Annotated in this window: 20 protein-coding genes and 1 pseudogene; 18 read left to right on the forward strand and 3 right to left on the reverse strand. The window is 46.3% G+C overall.

The annotated features are described in order from the left end of the window. Positions 1-150: 150 nt before the first annotated feature. From RIG27_RS27600 to RIG27_RS27620, 5 genes are all read left to right on the forward strand, one after another. Complete coding sequence (locus RIG27_RS27600) at positions 151-393, forward strand: hypothetical protein (protein ID WP_446350350.1); 243 nt, start codon at positions 151-153, stop codon at positions 391-393. Between the two features lie 161 nt (positions 394-554). After that, positions 555-950: a hypothetical protein gene (locus RIG27_RS27605; protein ID WP_446349243.1), complete on the forward strand. Its 396-nt coding sequence runs from the start codon at positions 555-557 to the stop codon at positions 948-950. Positions 951-1,072: 122 nt separating this feature from the next. Continuing rightward, positions 1,073-2,020 carry a polyamine aminopropyltransferase gene (gene speE, locus RIG27_RS27610; protein ID WP_446350351.1) on the forward strand — a complete coding sequence of 316 codons (948 nt, stop codon included), beginning with the start codon at positions 1,073-1,075 and terminating at the stop codon, positions 2,018-2,020. Between the two features lie 473 nt (positions 2,021-2,493). After that, on the forward strand, positions 2,494-4,749 hold the full coding sequence (locus RIG27_RS27615; protein ID WP_446350352.1) for a CBS domain-containing protein: 2,256 nt from the start codon (positions 2,494-2,496) through the stop codon (positions 4,747-4,749). 205 nt (positions 4,750-4,954) lie between these two features. Further along, positions 4,955-6,157, forward strand: a complete 1,203-nt coding sequence (locus tag RIG27_RS27620) for an HhoA/HhoB/HtrA family serine endopeptidase (RefSeq protein WP_446350353.1) — start codon at positions 4,955-4,957, stop codon at positions 6,155-6,157. Positions 6,158-6,199: 42 nt separating this feature from the next. Here the strand turns inward: RIG27_RS27620 and RIG27_RS27625 are convergent, their stop codons facing one another. Continuing rightward, a complete protein-coding gene (locus tag RIG27_RS27625) occupies positions 6,200-6,757 on the reverse strand; it encodes a hypothetical protein (protein WP_446350354.1) in 558 nt (185 codons plus the stop codon). Between the two features lie 388 nt (positions 6,758-7,145). On the opposite strand from RIG27_RS27625, the gene RIG27_RS27630 reads away from it, so the two are divergent. The 3 genes from RIG27_RS27630 to atpC all read left to right on the forward strand — a co-directional run bounded on the left by RIG27_RS27630 (position 7,146) and on the right by atpC (position 10,383). Then, a complete protein-coding gene (locus RIG27_RS27630) occupies positions 7,146-8,192 on the forward strand; it encodes a choice-of-anchor L domain-containing protein (protein WP_446350355.1) in 1,047 nt (348 codons plus the stop codon). A gap of 216 nt (positions 8,193-8,408) precedes the next feature. Further along, positions 8,409-9,857 (forward strand): F0F1 ATP synthase subunit beta, encoded by a 1,449-nt coding sequence (atpD, locus tag RIG27_RS27635; RefSeq protein ID WP_446350364.1) that lies wholly within the window; start codon positions 8,409-8,411, stop codon positions 9,855-9,857. Between the two features lie 115 nt (positions 9,858-9,972). Further along, positions 9,973-10,383: an ATP synthase F1 subunit epsilon gene (atpC, locus tag RIG27_RS27640; RefSeq protein ID WP_446349193.1), complete on the forward strand. Its 411-nt coding sequence runs from the start codon at positions 9,973-9,975 to the stop codon at positions 10,381-10,383. A 156-nt stretch (positions 10,384-10,539) separates the two neighbouring features. Here atpC and RIG27_RS27645 read toward each other — a convergent pair whose 3' ends face one another. Continuing rightward, a complete protein-coding gene (locus RIG27_RS27645; protein ID WP_446349194.1) occupies positions 10,540-10,839 on the reverse strand; it encodes a 30S ribosomal protein PSRP-3 in 300 nt (99 codons plus the stop codon). A 147-nt stretch (positions 10,840-10,986) separates the two neighbouring features. On the opposite strand from RIG27_RS27645, the gene RIG27_RS27650 reads away from it, so the two are divergent. The 3 genes from RIG27_RS27650 to RIG27_RS27660 all read left to right on the forward strand — a co-directional run bounded on the left by RIG27_RS27650 (position 10,987) and on the right by RIG27_RS27660 (position 13,737). Continuing rightward, positions 10,987-11,802, forward strand: a complete 816-nt coding sequence (locus tag RIG27_RS27650; protein ID WP_446350356.1) for a TIGR01548 family HAD-type hydrolase — start codon at positions 10,987-10,989, stop codon at positions 11,800-11,802. Positions 11,803-12,077: 275 nt separating this feature from the next. After that, entirely contained in the window at positions 12,078-12,233 is a 156-nt protein-coding gene (locus RIG27_RS27655; protein WP_006103253.1) for a hypothetical protein, read from the forward strand. A gap of 310 nt (positions 12,234-12,543) precedes the next feature. Further along, the gene (locus RIG27_RS27660; protein ID WP_446350357.1) at positions 12,544-13,737 is read left to right on the forward strand and encodes a D-Ala-D-Ala carboxypeptidase family metallohydrolase; all 1,194 of its coding nucleotides are present in this window, start codon (positions 12,544-12,546) and stop codon (positions 13,735-13,737) included. Between the two features lie 195 nt (positions 13,738-13,932). Here the strand turns inward: RIG27_RS27660 and RIG27_RS27665 are convergent, their stop codons facing one another. Further along, the gene (locus RIG27_RS27665) at positions 13,933-14,514 is read right to left on the reverse strand and encodes a DUF1802 family protein (RefSeq protein ID WP_446350358.1); all 582 of its coding nucleotides are present in this window, start codon (positions 14,512-14,514) and stop codon (positions 13,933-13,935) included. Between the two features lie 61 nt (positions 14,515-14,575). Between RIG27_RS27665 and RIG27_RS27670 the strand changes: the two genes are divergently transcribed. The 7 genes and pseudogenes from RIG27_RS27670 to RIG27_RS27700 all read left to right on the forward strand — a co-directional run. Continuing rightward, positions 14,576-15,469, forward strand: a complete 894-nt coding sequence (locus RIG27_RS27670; RefSeq protein ID WP_446350359.1) for a sugar phosphate nucleotidyltransferase — start codon at positions 14,576-14,578, stop codon at positions 15,467-15,469. A gap of 81 nt (positions 15,470-15,550) precedes the next feature. Then, positions 15,551-16,631: pseudogene (locus tag RIG27_RS27675) on the forward strand (P-loop NTPase fold protein). 493 nt (positions 16,632-17,124) lie between these two features. Beyond that, complete coding sequence (locus RIG27_RS27680) at positions 17,125-17,835, forward strand: DUF2887 domain-containing protein (protein ID WP_446350360.1); 711 nt, start codon at positions 17,125-17,127, stop codon at positions 17,833-17,835. A 236-nt stretch (positions 17,836-18,071) separates the two neighbouring features. Further along, positions 18,072-18,992 carry a hypothetical protein gene (locus tag RIG27_RS27685; RefSeq protein ID WP_446350361.1) on the forward strand — a complete coding sequence of 307 codons (921 nt, stop codon included), beginning with the start codon at positions 18,072-18,074 and terminating at the stop codon, positions 18,990-18,992. 383 nt (positions 18,993-19,375) lie between these two features. Further along, positions 19,376-20,476 (forward strand): ABC transporter ATP-binding protein, encoded by a 1,101-nt coding sequence (locus tag RIG27_RS27690; RefSeq protein WP_446350362.1) that lies wholly within the window; start codon positions 19,376-19,378, stop codon positions 20,474-20,476. Continuing rightward, positions 20,476-21,276: an ABC transporter permease gene (locus tag RIG27_RS27695; protein WP_446349214.1), complete on the forward strand. Its 801-nt coding sequence runs from the start codon at positions 20,476-20,478 to the stop codon at positions 21,274-21,276. The genes RIG27_RS27690 and RIG27_RS27695 overlap by 1 nt, the downstream gene beginning before the upstream one ends. 107 nt (positions 21,277-21,383) lie before the next feature. Beyond that, positions 21,384-22,812 (forward strand): Gldg family protein (locus tag RIG27_RS27700; RefSeq protein WP_446350363.1); only part of this gene is annotated, 1,429 nt, incomplete at its 3' end.

The raw sequence follows: 22,812 nt of genomic DNA on the forward strand, positions 1-22,812 counted from the left end.
GGCGAGTTTGTGCTCAACAAAAAGAGGAGGTCAATCAAATTGGATTACTGCACACCCATTCACCGTAAAGACGGCTATAGCTATTCATTTTGACCATGTTTGAGTAGAGATGAGCAGAAATGTTGTTACAGATACTCACCCCATAAATTGGTGACGCCCTATTCGTCAATGATTGTCCTCGTCAATGATGAGCAGCGAGAGGCACTCAAGAAAGCCGAAGCCGAAAATGATCGTTTTGACCGTAAGGTGGAAGACGGAAAAGAACAGCTCCCTCAGCCGAACAATGCTAATTCCGTCAGCGTGTCCGAACCTGGTATGGTCATGGGTCTGTTAGCGATCGCGCTGATCCTATGCCTCAAACGTCAGCAAGGATTCAATCAGAGGGCATCCTAAAGGTTCAACATCAATCACTTGATAGGTGGCGGCAAATTTCCTCTCTCCACCTAGAAGTCCGGAGTCATTGGCGATATTGGCGTATCCAGTATATAGTTTTAGCGATCAGCTTACCTTCATGCGGACATACCAGGGAGCTGAGAATCAAACTCGTGACGCAGATGGATCAAGATGAAATTAAACGATTAGGAGCTTCCCTCAGACAGATCGATCCAGGGATATTAAGCCCAGCGAAAGAGGGGATTACCAAAGTTTGGTATCAAGGAGGCGAACCTTATTTTGACGTAGTGGTAGAACTTCGCCACGGCGAAATTGAGTGGTTTCAATTTACCTTGCGGGGTAAATCGCTCTCCTGGAAACCGGGGTTTTCGGGTTTACAAACGGGAAAAACGAATGAGTTAGACACTAATGACCTGACGTTTCATCCAGCTACTAAACTGGTTGAACAAAACAACAAACAAGATCATAAGTTTATTGAATTAGCTCACGCTATTCTAAAAAATCGCGCCAATGAATCTCTGTTCAAGCAAATTCTGACATTGTTCAATTCCGCTTAGAGCGTTGGCTAAAGTGGAATCAGCTAAAGTTTAACATTGACATCCTCCCATTGCCTGTTGTCGATTGCTTATTTCTGTAATAATGACGATCGGTGTAATGTAATTAGGAAGGAGGGGGCTGTATGGCTGGTAGTCAGGTTGATGCCGATTTGTGGATAAGCGAATATATCACGCCTTGGGATATCTATTGTCACGGGATTACCAAGGTTTTGGCTTACAAAAAAACAGCCTATCAGGAAATGTATATTGTGGAAACAGGAGCCTATGGTAAAGCCTTGGTTTTAGACGGCAAATGGCAATCCTGTACAGAGGATGAGTTTATTTATCATGAAGCTCTGGTTCATCCGGCGATGATTAGTCATCCTAATCCGCGCAAGGTTCTGGTATTGGGCGGGGGTGAAGGGGCAACAGTGCGGGAAATCCTACGTTGGAAAACCGTTGAGCAGGTAATGATGGTGGATATTGATGGTGAGGTTGTGGAGGCTTGCCGACAACACTTGCCAGAAATGCATCAAAATGCCTTTGATGATCCTCGAACTCAACTGGTGATTGGTGACGCTCTAGACATTTTAGACAATATGGAGCAACAGTGGGATATTGTCATCTCCGATCTGTCTGATCCGATTGAAGAAGGACCATCTTATAAACTGTTTACCAAAGAGTTTTTTGAGAAAGTTCAGCGCCTTCTCACACCCAATGGGTTTTTAGTCCTACAAGCTGGACCCGTTGCACCTGTTACCGTCAAAGCCCATGCTCGTCTAGTTAACACTCTAAACTCCGTTTTTCCCCATATACATTCCTATTGTTGCTTTACCCCTACCTACGGTGAACCCTGGGGATTTGCGATCGCGTCTGCCCAAGCCATTGATTCTCAACCCAATCCGGCTACCGTTGACCAACACCTGCAAGACAAGACAACGGGCGGCTTGCGCCTAATCGACGGTGTGGCGTTATTAGGACTGTTACAAACCCCTGCCTATATCCGTCGTGCGATCGCAAAGGAAACTCAAGTCTATACCTTAAACGAACCGCCAAAATTCTTTGGTAAGGGGGCATTGAATCAATCCTGATAACGAGTTGCGCTTAAACGTAGTGGATAGGAAGAGCTGGGGAAACTAGGGGAGTGGGTGAAGCGGGGGGAGAGAATGTTATATCTTTGGTCGCAACTTGGCATGACTCACGAGAGCATGATGTAACAATTTGTTACAATAAATGTAACGATTTATTGCAGTCTTAAAAAAAATAGACAGAAAAAAGGAAGACAACAGCGTAAAATTGCCAGTAAAACCAAGTAACTGAAGTTCTCAAGACTTCCAGGGTGCGACTCTCATAAAAATTCCTCCGTTGCGGGAAACCCCCTGTATGCGAGACCGGGGAGTGTCAAATTTACTAGCTGATGCTCCTCCTTGGTAGGTGGATAGCTGTCATAGCTATCGAATAGCCAAATATCATAACCAAGCCAACCTGTCAAGCTTTATTGAATCAGTCACCATCCCCGTAATTCTGCCCAGCTACGCCGATCTTCACCCCAGAGACATTGCTCATGCAGCCTAGTGGTCTGCCATTTCATTCCTTAGCTCTAGAACCAGCAATTGATGCTCATTTTTTGACCGTCGCACCAGATACCCCCCTGGTGGATGTCTTGGCGCTAATGAGTCGATTTCGCAGTTGTCGATTACCCAGCCAAGCGTTAGGAACTGACATGAGTCACATCCCAGCGAATCTCCCACAAATTTCCTGCCTGTCTCAGGAAGAAGACGCCGTGTTTGGTGTGGCGAATACGGCGGCGGGTTGTGTATTGGTGATGGAGGAAGGGCGACTGGTGGGCGTATTCACCGAGCGCGATATCGTTAGGTTAGCTGCGGCTGGTCTTCCCTTAAGCCAGGTCAATATTTCCGAAATCATGACCCGACCCGCGATTACGCTGCAACCGTCACCGTCTCACGATATCTTTACCGCATTGGGACTCTTACGCCAGCATCGGATTCGTCACCTACCGATTGTCAATGAGCAAGGGCAACCTATGGGAATTGTCACCCATGAGAGTATTCGCAAAGCCCTGCAACCCGTTAATCTACTGACGCGATTACGCTGTGTACAAGATGTGATGACCACAGCGGTTATTTATGCACCCGTAACTACAGCGGTGCTACAGTTAGCCCAGCTCATGACAGAGCATCAAGTCAGTTGCGTGGTGATTACTCAAGTCAGAGATTCGGAAATTCAGCCTGGTGAACAAGCCGCCCTCACGCCAGCCGGATGTTCGGCTCCTTTGACTAAAGCCTCTTGCTCATGTCCAATCCTTTATTCTCAGTCCCTGATTCCCGTGGGTATTGTCACGGAACGCGATATTGTACAGTTTCAGGCACTAGAACTAGATTTATCGCGCCTGAAGGCTCAAGAGGTGATGAGTACACCCTTATTTTGTCTGAGTCCCTCGGATTCCTTGTGGCTCGCCCATGAACAAATGCAGCAGCATCGGGTGCGACGGTTGGTTGTTCGCGGCAATCAGGGAGAATTAGTGGGGATTGTTTCCCAAACCAGCCTGCTGCAAGTGCTTAACCCCGTGGAAATGTATGGGGTAATCGAACTACTGCAACAGGCGGTGGAAGAACGAACATCGGAATTAGCCCAGACGAATGAACGGCTACGCCATGAAATTGGGGAGCGTCAGCGAGCGGAGTTAGCCCTGCAAAAATCTCATGACCAATTGAAAATTCAAGTTGAACAACGCACAGCACAGCTTACTCAAGCCAATGTCCAGCTTCAACAGGATATTCTAGAACGCCAACGGGTAGAAACAGCCCTGCGGCAAAGTGAAGCCCAGTTGAAAAAACAAACCCGCGAACTCACACGCATGATCCAGCAACTGCATTCTTATCAAAGTCAGTTGATTCAGAGCGAAAAAATGTCGTCTTTGGGACAACTGGTTGCGGGGGTGGCTCACGAAATTAATAATCCGATTAATTTTATTTACGGGAATATTGCTTACGCTTCTCAGTATGTTCAGGACGTGATGGGTCTGCTGGAACTCTATGAGCAGTATTATCCCCAGCCTGTATCCGAAATTCAAGAAACGACCGAGGACATTGACTTAGAGTTTGTCAAAACGGACTTGCCTAAACTGATTAACTCCATGAAACTGGGTGCCGATCGCATTCGCAATTTGGTGTTGTCTTTGCGGAATTTCTCCCGCTTGGATCAAGCGGAGATGAAATGGGTGGATCTCCATGAGGGGTTGGATAACACCCTATTGATCCTGCAAAATCAACTCAAAGCCACGTCACATTTGGTTCAAGTAGAGTTGATGAAGGAGTATGGGGATTTACCCTTAGTGGAATGTTATCCAGGGCAACTCAATCAGGTCTTTATGAATCTATTGAGTAATGCGATTGATGCGCTGGAAGAGTTGAGACGGGTCAATGCTCAAGCTCAGTTATCTAATGGAGAATCCTCTAATCCTTATCCCACGATTGTGATTCAGACCGCGATTAAAGAGGTGAAGCGTCCTAAATCCCAGGCAAAATCATTGTTGGTGAATCAATGGGTGGTGGTTCGCATTGCGGATAATGGATCGGGGATGAGTGAGGTCGTGCGTCAACGTCTATTTGATCCGTTTTTTACCACGAAACCAGTCGGGAAAGGTACGGGTTTAGGGTTATCGATTAGCTATCAGATTGTCGTGGAAAAACATGGGGGATATATTCAGTGTAATTCTGAACCGGGGCAAGGCAGTGAGTTTGTGATTGAAATTCCGCTGCGACAACATACTCAGGTCTCAATGATCTCTCCCCAGTAGAAACGGGTAGAGCAGAGAGAGCTGGGGAAGCTGGGGAAGCTGGGGAAGCTGGGGAAGCTGGGGGAGCTGGGGGAACTGGGGAAGCTGGGGAAGGTAGAGGCACTCTGAAAAGGAAGGTTGTACAATTAAAGGCAGCAACTTGGCACAAATGGTGAGTTGCGATCGCGCTTGTCAGCCCCTGCAAAAACTACCCGTTTCCAAGACCATGAGTTTATCATTAAAGCAGCTAACCGTTTATCTGACCTTGCTAGGCTTAGGCGGTGGTGCAGGGGTTTTAGGTAGTCGCTACCTTATGGCTGAACCCCAAGGAGTCAATCCCCCAGAAGCAGTGCCGGCGGTATTGGAACCCTTATCCCCAACTCGGCGCTCCAATCGTCCCGCTCCCGCCAATCTTAATTTTATTGCCCAAGCGGTAGAGAAAGTTGGACCGGCGGTGGTGAGGATTGATGCGGCGCGTCAGATCAGCCAAGATGTTCCCGAACCGTTTAGAAATCCCTTTTTCCGCCGCTTTTTTGGCAATGAGATGCCTGTTCCGGAACCTCGTGTGGAACGGGGAACGGGATCGGGTTTTATTCTGGCGTCAAATGGGAGAATTATTACCAATGCTCATGTGATCGACGGGGCAGATATCGTCAAGGTTACACTGAAAGATGGACGGACGTTAGAGGGTCGAGTATTAGGGGCAGACCCAGTAACCGATGTGGCGATCATTAAAATTGAGGCAGAAAATTTGCCCACCGTGCGCTTGGGTAAAGCCGATGAGTTGATTCCTGGGGAGTGGGCGATCGCGATCGGGAATCCTCTGGGTTTAGATAATACAGTAACCGTTGGCATCATTAGCGCTTTGGGGCGATCGAGTTCTCAGGTTGGTGTTCCGGAAAAACGAGTTAGCTTTATTCAAACCGATGCGGCGATTAATCCTGGAAATTCCGGCGGACCCTTATTAAACGCCAATGGTGAAGTCATTGGGATTAATACGGCGATTCGCGCCAACGCTCAAGGATTAGGCTTTGCTATCCCCATTGAAACCGCTCAACGCATTGCTGAACAGCTTTTTGAAAAAGGTCGGGTTGACCATCCTTATCTGGGAATTCAGATGGTAACATTAACCCCAGAGTTACGCAAAGAAATTAATCAGGAGCGAGATGTGGGTTTAAAAGTGACTCAAGACCAAGGTGTCTTAATCGTCCGCGTCGTTCCTAATTCCCCAGCTCAACAAGCGGGTCTTGAACCGGGTGATATTATTCAAAAAGTTGGCGGAAAAGCGATTAAAACTGCCTCGGATGTACAAGAAGAAGTAGAAGCGAGTGAAGTGGGCGCGAATCTCGATATTGAAGTGAATCGTCAAGGTAAAACAAAAACAATTCTCGTGAAACCGGGAGCGTTTCCGGTCAATCAATTAGATTGATATATGCTTCGCACGGTTATAGTTTGTCATCCAGTCTTGTTCCTAATTCTGCACAAGTTGTACCACAAACTCCGCCGCCGTTACATAACGTCGCCATTCTCCCCCATTCTTAACTGGTTGCACCCACCACCCTGGACATCTATCCGGCTTTTCCCATAACGTTAGATGTTCCACTGGGGGGTCAGCATAAAAACGACTGTCACCACTTCCCAATAAGGCGGAACTCCAGTGGGTAAAAAAATCATGACTCAGCCGATGAATGGGAAACGTTCCATATAAGGGTACACCCCACCCATCCAACGCCACCAGCGCTTTCACGGTTCCCCCCACCATCTGCCATCCCCATGCTGCACCAATCGCACCGACTACTCCAGCGCTAAAACTGATAAAAGTAAGGGAGGTGTTCACGGGGATAATCTGACGCCGCAAATAGTTCAAAATATGAATCGCTGAATAAGCAGGATACTCGTGGCTGGGAAAAATTAACATTTGCTGAACAGGCCCTACATTGCCAGAGTCACAGCGTTGTAACCCAACTAAAAACTCTTGTGTCAACTGTGAATTGTGAATACCAGGACAAATGATAACTGCTTTCTGCATGATAGTGACGTAGTTTTATTTCTGCCTTCTTGCACTAGCGTAAAATATTAGTATTGGAAATCAATGTGTTAAATAACGTCTTTTTAGCATACAGTTTTAATGCTGAACCACCGTCCTCCACAAATCCTCCTCATACAAGGTGGCTGCAAATACTAATCTATTAGGATTTCCGTTGGTTTCTGATCCCCATGGGTTTCTGCTTAACGATTAGAGGCGATCCATCAATTATTTTGTTTAGATAGTAAAATAGAAGATAATAATAAAAACCTCTAATATTAGAGCTTTAACATAACTTTACATTAGTGTATTATTTCTGTGAAGACAAGCCATAGAGCTTGAAATCAACCAGACGACTGTGCAACTATTTTCCTTGAAGGAGGAAAAAACAATGGGGCTTCTACCAATCAAGACGACAATGACCACTATTGCAACAACAGCTCTTCTGAGCTTCGGGGGACTGCCAGCCATGGCATTTACAATTATGCCCGGTGGCAATGCTCAAGATTTACTTGATGTGTTGTTAGGGGATACAACTGGACTGAGTAACTTTGGTTTGATGGTTTACGATGATCTGGGAAACGTCAACAATGAAACCTTTGGTCTTTTCAGCGACGATCCCTTTGGTCTGGGTGAGGGCATAGTTTTAAGTACGGGTAAAGTTGACCAACTACCCGGACTCAATACGAAAGATGGAGGGATAGTTCCTAACTTTAAAGATCCTCAGGCGGACTTAAGCACGGATTTTTATCCCCAAGGACCTTTTAATGAGACAGGCTTTGCCGGATTTGAAGGAGACTCCATTACACTCGAATTGAGCTTTGATGCTGATAGCACAGTAGATAAGGTATTTTTTGAATACGTCTTTGGCTCGGAAGAATTTGTCGAATTTGGGGGGACGGAGTACAACGACTCGTTTAAGATGTTTCTGAATGGAGAGTCATTGGCGCGGTTAAGCGATGGTCAACCTGTTACGATCAACAATTTAGTTCCTGATCCCAACGACCCGACCTCATATCATCCTGACTTTATTTATAATCCTGTAGGGTCTGGTGTGAATACGAAGCTGGATGGGTATACCAAAAATTTGACCTTTGAGGGTCAGCTGATTAAAAATGACAGAAATACGATAAGGGTTAATGTTGCTGATTGGGGTGATGGTATATTAGACGCTGCTGTACTAATCAAGGGCAAGTCTCTCGGAACAAAACCACCACAACTAAATCCTCAACCTGAACCGAATGACGATCCCTCTGATGAACCCCAATTCCCCTCAGACGGCCCGGTAACTGATCCGGGAACTTTATTTCCCCCAGATGACCCAGAACCCCAGAGTGTGCCAGAACCATCCGGATTACTCGGGCTGCTGGGAGTGGCAACCTTAGGGATTCGGACAATGCTTAGACGCAAACAACAAGTTCACTTACAAAAACACTGAATGTGATTAGCTAATTCCTCACGGGCTACTAGGTTTGCGATACCCATAAGTGGTAATCTAGAGAGCGGTATTGTTAAGCTCTTAAGCTGTGACAACTCCACACACTGACTCGATGGAGTATAGTGTGGGCTTCTAGAAATAGCAAGCCCTTTGTCACCTGAGTGCTTTATGAAGTCAGAAGCACGCTCGTTATCCCAGAATATAATAGACGCAAGCATGGTAGCCACCACAGAAAAAACAAACACCGGCGTTATTACTCAAATCATCGGACCTGTTGTCGATGTTGAGTTTCCTGGCGGCAAAATGCCCCGGATTTACAATGCTTTGAGAATTGAAGGTAAGAATGCAGCAGGACAGGATGTTGCCGTAACCTGCGAAGTGCAGCAGTTACTCGGTGATAACCAAGTCCGAGCCGTTGCCATGAGTGGTACGGACGGTTTAGTTCGAGGGATGGAAGCCGTAGACACTGGCACCGCCATTAGTGTTCCCGTCGGCGGTGCTACCCTGGGACGAATTTTCAATGTGTTAGGTGAGCCTGTCGATGAATTGGGTCCGGTCAATACCGAAGAGCGCTCCCCCATTCACCGTTCGGCTCCTAAATTCACCGAACTGGAAACCAAACCGTCGATTTTTGAAACGGGGATTAAGGTTGTAGACTTGCTGGCGCCCTACCGTCGCGGAGGTAAAGTTGGGTTGTTTGGTGGAGCGGGTGTTGGTAAAACCGTTATCATTCAAGAACTGATCAACAACATTGCTAAAGCTCACGGTGGTGTATCAGTTTTTGGTGGTGTGGGCGAACGCACCCGCGAAGGAAATGACCTTTACAACGAATTTAAAGAGTCAAAGGTTATCAACGAAGAAGATCTCAGCCAGTCTAAAGTAGCGCTAGTCTACGGTCAGATGAACGAACCCCCCGGTGCCCGGATGCGGGTCGGTCTGGCGGCGCTGACGATGGCGGAACATTTCCGTGATGTCAACAAGCAAGACGTGCTACTGTTCATCGATAACATCTTCCGGTTTGTGCAAGCGGGTTCAGAAGTATCTGCACTCCTGGGTCGGATGCCTTCGGCTGTGGGATATCAGCCCACATTGGCTACAGAAATGGGTCAACTGCAAGAGCGGATTACTTCAACCAAAGAAGGATCAATTACCTCGATTCAAGCGGTCTATGTCCCAGCCGACGACTTAACCGACCCCGCACCAGCAACCACCTTTGCTCACCTGGATGCGACAACTGTATTGTCTCGTGCTTTAGCATCCAAGGGAATCTACCCCGCTGTAGACCCCCTTGATTCAACGTCAACGATGCTCCAACCCAATATTGTGGGTGAAGAGCATTACCAAACAGCGCGTGCGGTTCAGTCAACCCTACAGCGCTACAAGGAACTCCAGGATATTATTGCAATTCTGGGTTTAGATGAATTGTCGGAAGATGACCGTCTGACGGTGGCGCGGGCGCGGAAGATTGAGCGTTTCTTGTCTCAGCCCTTCTTTGTGGCGGAAGTATTTACAGGTTTAGCCGGTCAGTACGTTTCTCTTGACAAAACGATTAAGGGATTCCAAATGATTCTGAATGGAGAATTGGACGACCTGCCCGAACAGGCATTCTACCTGGTCGGTGATATTGATCAAGTGATCGCTAAAGCTGAGAAGATGAAAGGGTAATCCCTTATGAGTTTTGAGTCATTAGTCATGAGGCTGTTCTAAGCTGATGACTAATGACCCATGAGGTAGCTTGATTAGCGCTTCCTTGAGTATGACAAAAGACTAATAACACATTATGAGCTTAACTGTTCGAGTTGTTTCTCCCGACAAAATTGTCTGGGATTCTGAGGCTGAAGAAGTAATTTTGCCCAGCACGACGGGTCAACTGGGTATATTGAAAGGTCACGCCCCCCTGTTGTCAGCACTGGATATTGGTGTGATGCGAGTTCGTCCGGGTAAAGACTGGATACCCATTGCCCTGATGGGCGGATTTGCCGAAGTTGAAAATGATGAAGTAACCATTCTGGTTAATGGGGCAGAACAGGGAGAGACGATTGATAAGGAAGCCGCACGAGAAGCTTTCTCTCAAGCCCAAGAACGTCTCAACCAAGTCCAAACCAGTGAGAATCGGCAAGAAAAAATTCAAGCCACGCAAGCTTTAAAGAGAGCAAGAGCTCGCTTTCAAGCGGCGGGTGGTATGGTTTGATGTTATGTAGAGACGTAGCATGCTGCGTCTCTACTAGTCGGGTAATCGAAATCGATGCCGGAATTTCTCAAAAACTGTAACACAAACGACAAAATTATCCCTGTTGTAGAGACGTTCCGCCGGAACGTCTCTACGAACTATGACTGAACCGACACTCTAGGCGCTACCTGTAAAGGTGACTTCTGGAAATTTTGTCTGAGCTTCATTCATGGGACGATTTTTTCCTTCTTCTTGCCAGTAGTTAATCACTTCAGTGGCTTGGTTGAGCAACTCAACGCGATCCATTTCGTTAATCCAATGTTTGGCTTCCAGTTCGTTTTTGATTTGTTCCCAAGCATCGTTTCGGGGCCAGAAAAAGTAGGATGTCAGCGGGCTAGTTCCTTTACCCACGACTTGATCGACGGCGAGTGCCACATTCTCTTCTAACCAGAGAACTTTTAAGATAAATTTAGACAAACAGACCTCCAACAATAGATCGGGTATCTTATACTTAATGTACAATCAATCATTCTACAGGATAGCGTTGGTGAAAGCCCTCGTGATTTATCCGGGGGATAAAACTGCACGGCTTAAGCAACTGAGTTAGTCGTGGGAGTATTTACATTGACAAATTTAAAATCAAGAACAAAATCAAGGTCTAGACTAGCGATTGTCGTTTTCGATATTGATGGTGTCATCCGGGATGTGAGTGGATCGTACCGGAGAGCGATCGCGGATACAGTCGAGCATTTTACCGCTGGCGTGTATCGCCCGTCTTCTGTTGAGATTGACCACCTCAAATCCGAAGGCTTATGGAACAACGATTGGGAAGCCTCACGAGAGCTCATCTATCGCCACTTTGAGCAGCAAGGTCAGGCGCGATCGCAGGTTGCCCTAGATTATGATAACCTAATTACCTTTTTTAATGCTCGCTACCGAGGCGCTGATCCAAATCATTGGACAGGATACATCTGTGATGAACCATTACTCCTCGAACCCAAGTATCTCGAATATCTAACCTCAGCCGATATTTTATGGGGCTTTTTTAGTGGGGCAACGCGAAATGAAGCACTTTATGCTCTTTCAACACGTCTCGGTTTGCCAGCCCCCGTACTCGTGGCGATGGAAGATGCCCCCGGTAAACCTGATCCGACAGGATTATTGGCAGTAATTAACCAGCTTCAGCAACAGCACCAAATTGAGCAACCATTGCCTACCATCTATGTAGGAGATACTGTGGCAGATATGTACACGGTTAAAGCAGCCAAAACTCTTCATCCAGACAGAACCTGGGTTGGTGTTGGTGTTCTCCCGCCCCATGTTCAGGAAACATCAGAACGCCGTGAGGCTTATCAACAAACCTTAAAAAAAGCAGGGGCGGCTCAAGTTTTTAGCAATGTTGAGCAGATCACCCCAGAACAAATTCAGAAATTAGTGTAAGCTAAGCTGTTCGGCATTTAAACCTGAATGTCAATAATGACGAAATCACGTTCAATGTGAGCCAGAAAGCTCGCTACTAATACCCAATTTAAATGCATGACAGCTTTCAACTAGAGTTCAAGTTGCTTGTCATCCCATCAGGAGATTTTTCCCACACCCTCCACCCTCGACCCAATCTTCTGACACCAAGGAAAACCGTAAGCTATATTAGTATTGCTACATTAGTATTAGCAATTTAGACGCCAAAAATAGCATGGTGTATCCACATAAAAGCAATGAATTTAGACTATGATACTGCCGTGATCATGCTAGCCATAACGTTTCCTTTAGTGATGACTTGGTTGCTCGTTAGTGGTGAATTAGAACTTTGGGCTTATTTAGGTATATATGGTATCTGTTTGTGGGGACTAGGAGCTTTAAAAAAAGAATAGTGATAACGGGGTCATTTTTCAGCGTTAGTCTGACAAAAAAGGAGTGATAAGTAGTCGGACAAAAGAAAACCGCACTGTATTAAGTTTTGCAGATAGCTCTCAAAACCTTTCTCCGTCTACTTTCGCCTCAGCCTTACCTATCAAATCAAAAGCATGACAGCTTGCTGTAGGGCGTAAATTCATCATCCCTTTAAAAACGCTGAAATCCTCATAAAAAGGGACGTTTACCCCCCGAAACCGTACCAGACTCAATTAGAGCAGAGTAAAATATTAACTAGAGTTAATTGTTCCAAAAGGGCTAAACAAAACTATGGACTTTCGCCTCAAGACACTCTTACCTGACTACGAAAAAGCCTTCCTGACCTGTAACTTACAAAAAGAGAAAGAATCCGAAGTTCAGCAAATTGTTGAGCGAATGAAGGATCTGCGACAACACTATGAAACCGTTGAACAAGCGACAGGCATTCCGTGGTGGTTTGCAGCGGTTCTTCACTACAGTGAGTGGAACCTCCGCGAACCTGACTTATTTGTGAAAAAAGTGACAGAAATTTTATTGGCTAAGGAGTTCCATAAAGCCCGAACTCGCACCCTCGGTGCTTATCTGTGGGGGTTTGACTTGTGGAATGGATTTAGACATGGAGTTGGAGATGAATCCGAGTGGGTTTGGGGTGGTACCACTGTTCTGAAGCATCCATCTAACAGCATTGGCGCAGCGGCGATTGTTTACTATCTCCAGTCCCAGAAAATCATTGATATCCCTAAACCAGGAACAGGCATTACAATCAAGGTCTTATCCGATACAGTATTTAAAGCGCGACCAGATCAATCATTTCGGCTGAAGCCAGAAGAAAAAATCACGGTAAAAGGGGGTACTCGCCTGGAAATTATTGAGGATGATCCCTCTGAGGGAGGACACGTCAAAGTCCTGTTACCGGATGGGGTTTTGTTAGGGCAGAATAATCAGAGTGATTGGTATGTTTTCAAAGAACATATCGAAATTCAGGGAACGGAACCGAATAATCGCCCCAGCGATAAAGCAGAAGAACCCGAAACTAAAATTGCTTCCTCTAATAAAGGACGTCCCATCACCGTACCCAAATTAGGAACAGTCTATCTGGGAAATCCAATTCTCGAAGGTGGACACTTTAGTTGGGCGGAAGCGACAATGAATGGCTCAAGGATTCCCGTTAATAATGAGGTGGTTGAGGGAATTTTGAGAGTGGCTCATGTGATGGAAGAAGTCAGAGAATATTTGGGCGCTCGTCCGATTACCATAAATTCTTGGTATCGTGATCCAGTAACTAATCGTAAAGTCGGAGGGGCAACAAAATCCAGGCATTTAGTTGGTGATGCTGTGGATTTTGTGGTTCAAGGAATCTCTCCACCCCAAGTTAATCAGCGCCTAGAATCCTGGTGGGGAAGTCGGGGTGGATTAGCCAGTGCTAGCTCTTTTACCCATATTGATGTGAGAGGGCATCGCGCTCGGTGGAGCTACGGATTTTGAGCTAATGCGTGTTTTGGGTTGATTGTTCAGTGTTGATTGTTCATTGACTCACATCTTGCACTATTCTCAATCAGCCTATTTCGTGGCACACCTAATTGGGTAGATTAGCCATAAACCAAAAAAACATAAGAAATTAGGGGCTAAAGCCCCTACTACGAACTATTAGGTTTTTGAGCCTCTTCAACAATTTCATAGCTACACCCTACACCCTGACTCCAGAATCTGACGGATTTGTGCCGTTTGCTGGCTATAGTTGGCATCATTAACAACGGGTACAGCACCTTCTAGAGAAATGGGTTCAGCTACATTAATCCAAGAACGACAGCCGCCGTATTCAGAACGATAGGGTAGACGTTGAACCGAGGGGAGCTTGTAGATTCGTAGTAGGAGGACATATAACGGTTGACGTGGCTTCCATTTAAAACGCCCACTGGCAAATTGTTCGTTCCAGATGTGGTAGGGTAGCAGGGCGTCTACTGCGGCTTGAGTGCTGATTTGAAAGATATCAGTAATGGTTGCCCAACTGCCAATCTGTACCGTTTGTGGATGCCAACCTGAGGCAACAGGTGTTACCTGAGAGGCATAATCGGGTTTGAGTAAATGAGGCTGTTGATGTTCGTAGGTAGGATAAAGTAAAACCGGATTGTAAGTGACGTGGAAGCGATTGTTTTCTTCCCGAATGCCGCCTTTACGCAGTAGCATAATCGTCTTACCCTGTTCTAAGGCATCAACGGCAACCGCCCATTCTTTGAGTGCGTTTGTGGTTGTCAATGGCATTGTCAAGGATTAAAACTAATTTTTTAAATAGATTGTCTTATCTTGATTCATAATTTAGATCATGTCCAGCCAGATTGTTCGTAAAGCCGTAATTCCCGCCGCCGGATTTGGTACTCGCCTGTTTCCAGCTACAAAGGTGGTGAAAAAAGAACTATTTCCAATTATCGATCGCGATGGGCGGACGAAGCCAGTGATTTTGGCGATTGTGGAGGAAGCAAGGCGTGGCGGTATCGAAGAAATTGGGATTGTGGTGCAACCGAGCGATCGCGCAATTTTTGAGGCGTTCTTTAAAACTCCCCCGAAACAGGAACTCTGGGACAAACTCTCTGGTTCAAATCAGGACTATTGTCAGTATCTGCAAGAGTTAGGAGAGCGGATTACTATTTTAACCCAGGATGAGCAAGAAGGCTATGGTCATGCGGTATTCTGTGCCAAGGATTGGGTGAATCAAGAGCCTTTTTTGCTGTTACTTGGCGATCATGTTTATACTTCAGATACCGAAATTCCTTGTACTCGTCAGGTGCTAGAAATTTATGAAAAAACGGGTCAAAGTGTGATTGGTTTGACAGAAATGTCTGCCGATATTATCCATAAAGCCGGTTGTGTGACTGGGGTTTGGCAGGAGATGAATTCTATTTTAACGGTGACACAAGTCTGTGAAAAACCGGATCTGGACTATGCGCGATCGCACTTACGTGTGGAGGGGATGGCGGAGGATAAGTTTTTAGGGATTTTTGGCATATATGTCCTCAAGCCGAAAATCTTTGATATTCTGGCTGACAGTATTAATCAGAATCAACGATATAAGGGTGAATTTCAGTTAACCACAAGTCTTGATACATTACGCCAAGAGGAGGGATTGATCGGATATTGGGTCAAGGGACAATATTTTGATACCGGAATGCCAGAGTTTTATCGACAAACCCTGATCCATTTTGCTCAAGATTATCGCTGATACATTTCATAGTTCGTAGTCAGGGCTTTAGCCCTTCATTCGGTTAGCTTTCCTTGTTTGAGCCTTTAATTTTAATCCCTGATGGAATTAGATTTTTTGAGATTCTTTGACGCCTGTGATCCGAGTAAAACCCTCGCGATCGCGAATCCTGAAGATCGTCAGTATTATATTGATTTTGCCTCAGTTCGGGGCGGTAAGATTATTGAGGCATTGCAACGGACGATTGTTTTAAGATCGCGTCTTAATCAACCGACTTGTCAACTGTTTACGGGACATATTGGCTGTGGCAAGTCTACAGAGTTACGGCGGTTACAAGCTGACTTAGAGGCACAAGGCTTTCATGTCGTCTATTTTGAGTCTACCCAAGACTTGGATATGGCAGATGTGGATATTAGTGATATTTTATTGGCAATTATCCGTCAGGTGACGGAAAGCTTGGCAGAAGTAGGAATTCAGCTTAAACCGAGGTATTTTGCCGATCGCTGGCAAGAAATGGTTGATTTTTTGCAGACACCACTGGAATTATCTGCCGAAGCCAATTTGCCCTTACCGATGAAATTGGGCAAAATTACCGCTAAAACGAAAGCCAGCCCTAGTTTACGAAGTCGTTTACGTCAGTATCTAGAACCGCGCACCAGTGGGATTTTAGAGTCGTTAAATGAAGAAATCTTGGCACGGGCAAATCAAGAGTTGCAACGCCAAGGGAAGAAAGGATTAGTGGTAATTGTTGATAATTTGGATCGGGTGGAAGATCGACGTAATGAGGGTGGACGCACGCAACCGGAATACTTATTTGTAGATCGTGGTATTTGATAGTCCAGAAATCTTAGACCGTTTATGTCGCATTAGTGGCGGTCATGTGCGAAACTTCTTGGGGATAATTTATACCTGTCTCCAAGAAGAAGATACACCCTTATCACGAAATACAATAGAACGTGCGATTCGTAACTATCGGGATCGTTTAGTCTCGGCAATTACTGATAATGAATGGGAATTACTAGCAGACGTGGTGAAACAACAAAATGTGAGTGGGGAGGAGGGACATGATACCCTTTTACGGAGTTTGTTTGTGTTTGAATATCAAGATGAACAAGGGCGATGGTTTGCGGTGAATCCAGTTTTAAGGGAAACGGAAAAGTTTCAGCGTTTTTGTTGTAAGTAGTCGGACAAAAGAAAACAGTACGCCCATGCTTGTTTTGCCCAAAAGACTCAAACTTTTACAAAGGACAAATGACGAATGACGTAGCTTGCTTCTCGCGAAGCGAGTCCACCTAATTATTGAATAAAGGGCGACCCGACCTAATTGAGTGGAGTGGTCTGTTAATTGATGCAGGCGGGTCGCCCCTACATCCACCTGACTTTTCACGGTATCTGGTGCAACGTGAGTGTGAATTGTGTAGGGGCGGGTTTCACGACTATCTTTTCGGTTGCACCCAGATGTAACTAAACCCGCCCCGACGCGCCATGGCGCGTCTCTACAATAGTTTGTAGACTTCCCGTGAAAAGTCAGCTACATCCACAGGTGCGATTAGGTCGTCTGCCCTATTCAATTCATAATTTGTTTGATTTGTCAATATATTTTTGATAGGAATTTTTCGCCTCTGGGGTGACACAGTATCAGTTGTCAACTGTGTGAGAGAAAGCCTAAGGAGTGCGTGAAAACCGACACCATTTTTTATCGCTTGTTTAAAGGGTTCCCCAGTATCTTCTTTGAACTGATCAACCAATCCCCAGAACAAGCAAGGCGCTTGATTGAACAAGCCCAAGTTCAGATAACCGATGAGACGACCAAACGGAATCTGATTGATTTAATCGAGACAATCATCGTTTACAAATTACCGCAAAAAAGCCGAGAGGAGATACAAGCTATGTTCGGGTTAAGTGAACTCAAACAAACCAAGGTTTATCAAGAAGCGAAGCAAGAAGGGTTTGCAGAAGGTGAACAAAAAGCTAAGTTAAAAGCCATACACCGCCTAATGCAGTTGGGTTTGAGTGTGGAGATGATTGCTGAAGGATTGGATTTGCCTGGGGAAGTGGTTCAACCAGCCACACAGTTATTTGCTGAACAAAATGTTGTGGCGTTTATTGAATTGTTACAGGATCAACGATCGCTCTTTTCGCCGCAAGACTTGGCTGAGTTGGCTGAGTTGATTGAACCGTTACCCAATACGATAGAAGATTTATCGGAGGCGATCGCACAATGGTGTAAGCAAGATGGACATTCCCTACAGCGTCAGGCTTGGCGTGATCTTGTCTCTGGGAAGGTGGCGGCTATGGTAGAGGAATTATTGGCGACGAATCTTGCATCCCTGGAAACTTTTGAGGCTTCGGTGAATAAAGTAATCCTACAACAGGCGATTGAGTAGGGTTGCTGGCAAGGTTTTAAGCTGTGTCTATCTACTCCTTGACATTTTCCCCCTCATCCCCTAACCCCTTCTCTCACCCCCCTCGTTCCCCCCTGCGAGGAGGGATGACAGAGGATGCTTCGCTTTTGTTGCATGGGAGAAGGGGAACCGGATTCTCTTACTCCCCTCTCCCCTACCTACCCTACAATTAAATTGAGCGGTATGCGATCGCACTCGGTCTATGTTTCGTCTCAGTTATGACTCATTCTGATCATCCTGAATCTATCGCTGCTGAAAACGATCGCGCGTTGCAGTCTTTAATCCGGGTAATGCGGTTTGTCAGTAGACGCCGATTCTCCCTGGTTCTGGTGCGCTGCAATTATGCCAGGTTGCGGGAGGAAATGCTGGAACGGTTGCGCCGGGATTCTCCGGTGGCGTTTCAGGTGTTGCGGCTGGCGGCGGACGAGCAAAGGCTGTATACCAAAATTAAAACAGAATTTGGCGATCGCGCAGCGTGTTCCGAAGGAACGTATCGCGAAACCTCGGCGTTGATGGTGGTGGGATTGGAACAGGTGCAGGATTTGCCCGGTTTGCTGTCGGCGAGTAATCAGATGCGGGATGAGTTTGGCAAGTCGTTTGTCTTTCCAGTGTTTATCTGGGTGACGGATGATGTGTTGCGAAATATAATTCGGATTGCGCCGGATTTCTATAATTGGGCGACGCTGATTGGTTTTCGGGTATCCACAGAAGAATTACTCGCACGGCTGTGGCGGGAGACTGAGGCGGTATTCGAGGCGGCTTTGGTGACAACGGATTGGTCAAGGTTTAGCGGTACTCATCCCCAAGCGTATCAGGAATTAGTATTAGCGCGACAGGAATTGCAGGAACGAGGGGAGACGTTAGCGCCAGATTTAGCGGCAAATGTCTCCTTTGTTTTAGCGGTTTATGCCCATCAACAGCATCAAATCGGTAGAGACGCGCCATGGCGCGTCTCTACACCGGACAATCATCTGCCTCAATTAAAATTAGCGGCTGTTAACCTACAGTTAGGATTGGGGGATCGGATTTTCTTGCTCCCCTCTTGCTCCCCTCTCCCGTGCAAAAAAAGCGAAGCATCCTCTGTCATCCCCCCTCTTGTAGGGGGGAACGAGGGGGGTTGGGAGAGGGGCTGGGGGTGAGGGCTGGCGTGGATCTTAAATTTCGCTAGATTAGGGCACGATAATATCGTGCCCCTACCCCGTCAATTATCCCTGATGTAGGGGCATGGCATTGCCATGCCCGATTCTCTCAAACCGAAACTTGCTCACCAAAATGCGCCACCCTTTCACCCCAACATTTTTGAGGTGCGATCGCGGTTAGCAATCTGGTGGGTTTTGTTGTTCCGTTAGTGGTGGGGAGGGCGGGTTTTGTTATTCCGTTAGTGGTGAATAGATGAATTTAGTCCCTAAACCCGCCCCTACAGATTCCCTAAACCCGCCCCTACAGTTGATCAGTAGTCGGACTATGTATGATTGATAAACGTTAGCCTAAAAAAATATCAATCCTCTCCAGTGGAATCTTTATGATCGAAGTGGATCGTCTGAGCAAGCTCTATGGCGTCACTCCAGCTATTCAGGATGTCAGTTTTAAGGTGGAACCGGGGGAAATCCTGGGATTTCTCGGACCAAATGGTGCGGGTAAAACGACCACCATGCGTATTTTAGCCGGATATTTACCCGCCACCAGTGGCACCGCCCGAATTGCTGGGTATGATGTCCATGAAAATTCTCTGGCGGTGCGCCAACGCATCGGCTATTTACCGGAAACCCCTCCCCTTTACCCGGAAATGACGGTTGAGGGATTCTTGTACTTTGTCGCTCGTCTCAAAGGGGTATCCGCAGGCGATCGCACTAAGCGGGTGAAGATGGCGATCGCACGCTGTAACCTAGTGGAAAAGCGCAAAGTCTTGATCCGCAAACTCTCCAAGGGATTTCGTCAACGAGTCGGAATTGCTCAAGCGATCGTCCATGATCCACCGGCGATTATCCTAGATGAACCCACCGTCGGACTTGATCCTCGGCAAATAATTGATGTCCGCAACTTGATCAAAAGCCTTGCAGGTGAACATACAATTATCCTGTCTACTCATATTCTGCCAGAGGTGAGCATGACCTGTAGTCGCGTCGCCATTATCAACCGAGGTAAAATCGTCGCCACCAATAGCCCAGAAAACTTGATGGCGCAATTGACGGGAGGGGCGGGCTATGAGTTAGAAGTGGATGGGGATGCAACTCAACTGCAAAAGCTATTACAAGTGTTGCAGGGAGTCTGCTTAGTCGAAATTGTCCCCACTCAACAGTTACCCCCAAATCGCTCCTTAATTCGGATTGTGACAGTACCAGGTACTGATCCGGGACGAGATATTGCGGCTGTAACCGTAGGTGCTGGGATCGGATTGCATGAAATGCGCCGCACTCGCGCTACCCTGGAAGATGTCTTTTTAGAACTGACGACTCAGGAACGGAGGGCTGAGAACCTGGAAATAGAGACAGGGAACAATTTAGCTGAATCGCCGATCTCTGATTCTCCATCAGAAGTCCCTGAATCCAGTGTTTCTCAATCCCAAGTCCCTGAATCAAAAGTCCCTGAATCAGACGTTCCCCAATCAGGAGAAGATCGTTAATGCGTATACTCTTTGGCAATATTGTGGCAATTTTTCGCAAGGAATTGCAGGGTTATTTTGCTTCACCTTTGGCTTATATAGTGGCTGGGTTTTTCTGGCTATTGTCGGGGTTCTTTTTCGTGTGGATTCTATTAAGTCCCGATGGGATTATTCAGCAAGTCGCGCAACGCGATCAACTGGGAATGCCTACACCACCTGTGGATGTGGCGTATGAGTTTTTGAATATGTTTTTGAGTGTCATGGGTTCTCTGATTTTATTCGTTCTCCCCATTCTCTCGATGGGACTCTATTCGGAGGAACGGAAGCGGGGAACGTTAGAATTGCTAGCAACTTCGCCAGTGACGAATTGGGCGGTAGCCGTGGGCAAACTATTAGGCGTGCTAACCTTCTTTACAATTATGGTGCTACCGTTACTCCTGTATGAAGTCATCGCCTTTAATGCCGCCAATCCACCCATTCAACCGTGGGTTCCGTTATTAGCCCATGCTGGATTAATTTTACTCGCCGCATCGGTGCTTTCCCTGGGAATGTTTATTTCCTCGTTAACCGATAGTTCAATCCTGGCAGCTTTCCTCACGTTTGTTTTGATATTGTTCCTCTGGGTAATTGATTTAATTGCTAATATTATCGGTGGTGCTTTTGGGGAAGCGTTAGGTTATTTATCGTTGATGGAGAATTATACCAATTTGGTTCGGGGTGTTCTGGATACCAGTAGTCTTATTTTATTTGCTAGTTATATCTTTTTGGGCATATTCCTCACCGCTCAGTCTATTGAAGCTTTCCGCTTTCAGCGATCTTAATGTATTGGTCATTGGTCATTGGTCATTTGTCCTTTGTTATCCTCGCGAAGATAAACCGTAGGGTGGGCATTGCCCACCAACTTTAAATCAGTATCATTCATCTTGATATGACAACAAAGCCGATTAAGTGGACGCATTTAAAATATCTATTTTGGTTCGGACCGATCCTGACAATTATGGGAATTACCGCCCAAGAAGTTGCGGGTGAGTGGTCTCCTGTATCCTTAGCGCTGCTAATTGCGGGGCTATTAATCATAGGCTTGTGGTTACTACTTCTGGATCAAATCGCTCCTGGTTTTTGGGGACGCCGTTCTACCCAGGTGGGGACAAATGCGATAATCGCGACATTAGCTATGTTTGTGATTATCGGGTTAATTAACTTTTTAGGAGTACGTTATGGGGTACAAATTGATTTAACCGAAAATCAACTATTTACCCTTTCACCCCAGTCACAGCAGGTGGTGAGAAATTTAGATCAATCGGTGAAAGTTTGGGTGTTTGAGAGTCCTGCTAATCCCGCTGATCAAGAACTTTTGGAAAACTACCGCCGCTATGGATCAAATTTAGAATTTGAGTTTGTTGACCCCCAGCTACAACCTGAATTAGCCCAAAAGTTTAATGTAAATTATATAGGGGAGGTTTATTTAGAGTATGGGAATCAACGCGAGTTAGTCCAAACCATTAGCCAAGGGGAACGGTTATCGGAAGTTCAACTAACCAATGCAATTGAACGCATCACTGGCGATCGCACGGATAAGGTCTATTTTCTCCAAGGTCATGGTGAACGCCTTTTAGAAGCGTCAGACGAAGGTGGATTATCTCAAGCTGTAAGTGCGTTAGAGACAAAAAACTTCACCGTCGAACCCCTGAATCTCGCTGAACAGCCAGCCGTTCCCGATGATGCTTCTTTAATCGTAATCGCTGGACCGAAACGAGCGCTGTTTGAACCGGAAGTGCAAGCGTTAGAAGACTATTTGGCTGATGGGGGGAGTTTGTTGGTGATGATAGATCCCGATACTAATCCCGGATTAGAACCTTTACTCTCTGATTGGGGAGTGATGTTGACTAATCAGATTGTGATTGATGCGTCGGGTCAAGGGAGGTTAGTGGGTTTGGGTCCAGCAACCCCTTTGGTGACTCAGTATGGCGATCATCCAATTACCCAAGATTTTGGAACTGGCTTTTCAATTTATCCCTTAGCGCAACCCGTGGACACGCAACCTGTAGAAGGGATTCAGGAAACCCCTCTAGTGATCACAAACCCCCAAAGTTGGGCGGAAAATACGCCAGAACAACAACCGTTGGAGTTTAACGAACAAGAAGGCGATCGCCCCGGTCCTTTAGTATTAGGTGTAGCATTAAGTCGCCAAGCTGAATCGTCTACCACTTCACCAACATCAGAACCGGAAACAACGGAGACTCCAGACGCTGAAGGCGAAGATACTGATGAACCGGAAACAACGGAGACTCCAGACGCTGAAGGCGAAGATACTGATGAACCGGAAACAACGGAGACTCCAGACGCTGAAGGCGAAG

It is taken from the genome of Coleofasciculus sp. F4-SAH-05, from assembly GCF_040222985.1.
GTDB classification, from domain to species: Bacteria; Cyanobacteriota; Cyanobacteriia; order Cyanobacteriales; family Coleofasciculaceae; genus Coleofasciculus; species Coleofasciculus chthonoplastes.

What these genes read in the sequence shown, in the direction of transcription:
- RIG27_RS27605 (WP_446349243.1), top strand. Translation starts at nt 555, where the DNA reads ATGGATCAAGATGAAATTAAACGATTAGGAGCTTCCCTCAGACAGATC.
- speE (WP_446350351.1), top strand. Translation starts at nt 1,073, where the DNA reads ATGGCTGGTAGTCAGGTTGATGCCGATTTGTGGATAAGCGAATATATC.
- RIG27_RS27615 (WP_446350352.1), top strand. Translation starts at nt 2,494, where the DNA reads ATGCAGCCTAGTGGTCTGCCATTTCATTCCTTAGCTCTAGAACCAGCA.
- RIG27_RS27620 (WP_446350353.1), top strand. Translation starts at nt 4,955, where the DNA reads ATGAGTTTATCATTAAAGCAGCTAACCGTTTATCTGACCTTGCTAGGC.
- RIG27_RS27625 (WP_446350354.1), bottom strand. Translation starts at nt 6,757, where the DNA reads ATGCAGAAAGCAGTTATCATTTGTCCTGGTATTCACAATTCACAGTTG.
- RIG27_RS27630 (WP_446350355.1), top strand. Translation starts at nt 7,146, where the DNA reads ATGGGGCTTCTACCAATCAAGACGACAATGACCACTATTGCAACAACA.
- atpD (WP_446350364.1), top strand. Translation starts at nt 8,409, where the DNA reads ATGGTAGCCACCACAGAAAAAACAAACACCGGCGTTATTACTCAAATC.
- atpC (WP_446349193.1), top strand. Translation starts at nt 9,973, where the DNA reads ATGAGCTTAACTGTTCGAGTTGTTTCTCCCGACAAAATTGTCTGGGAT.
- RIG27_RS27655 (WP_006103253.1), top strand. Translation starts at nt 12,078, where the DNA reads ATGAATTTAGACTATGATACTGCCGTGATCATGCTAGCCATAACGTTT.
- RIG27_RS27660 (WP_446350357.1), top strand. Translation starts at nt 12,544, where the DNA reads ATGGACTTTCGCCTCAAGACACTCTTACCTGACTACGAAAAAGCCTTC.
- RIG27_RS27665 (WP_446350358.1), bottom strand. Translation starts at nt 14,514, where the DNA reads ATGCCATTGACAACCACAAACGCACTCAAAGAATGGGCGGTTGCCGTT.
- RIG27_RS27670 (WP_446350359.1), top strand. Translation starts at nt 14,576, where the DNA reads ATGTCCAGCCAGATTGTTCGTAAAGCCGTAATTCCCGCCGCCGGATTT.
- RIG27_RS27685 (WP_446350361.1), top strand. Translation starts at nt 18,072, where the DNA reads ATGACTCATTCTGATCATCCTGAATCTATCGCTGCTGAAAACGATCGC.
- RIG27_RS27690 (WP_446350362.1), top strand. Translation starts at nt 19,376, where the DNA reads ATGATCGAAGTGGATCGTCTGAGCAAGCTCTATGGCGTCACTCCAGCT.
- RIG27_RS27695 (WP_446349214.1), top strand. Translation starts at nt 20,476, where the DNA reads ATGCGTATACTCTTTGGCAATATTGTGGCAATTTTTCGCAAGGAATTG.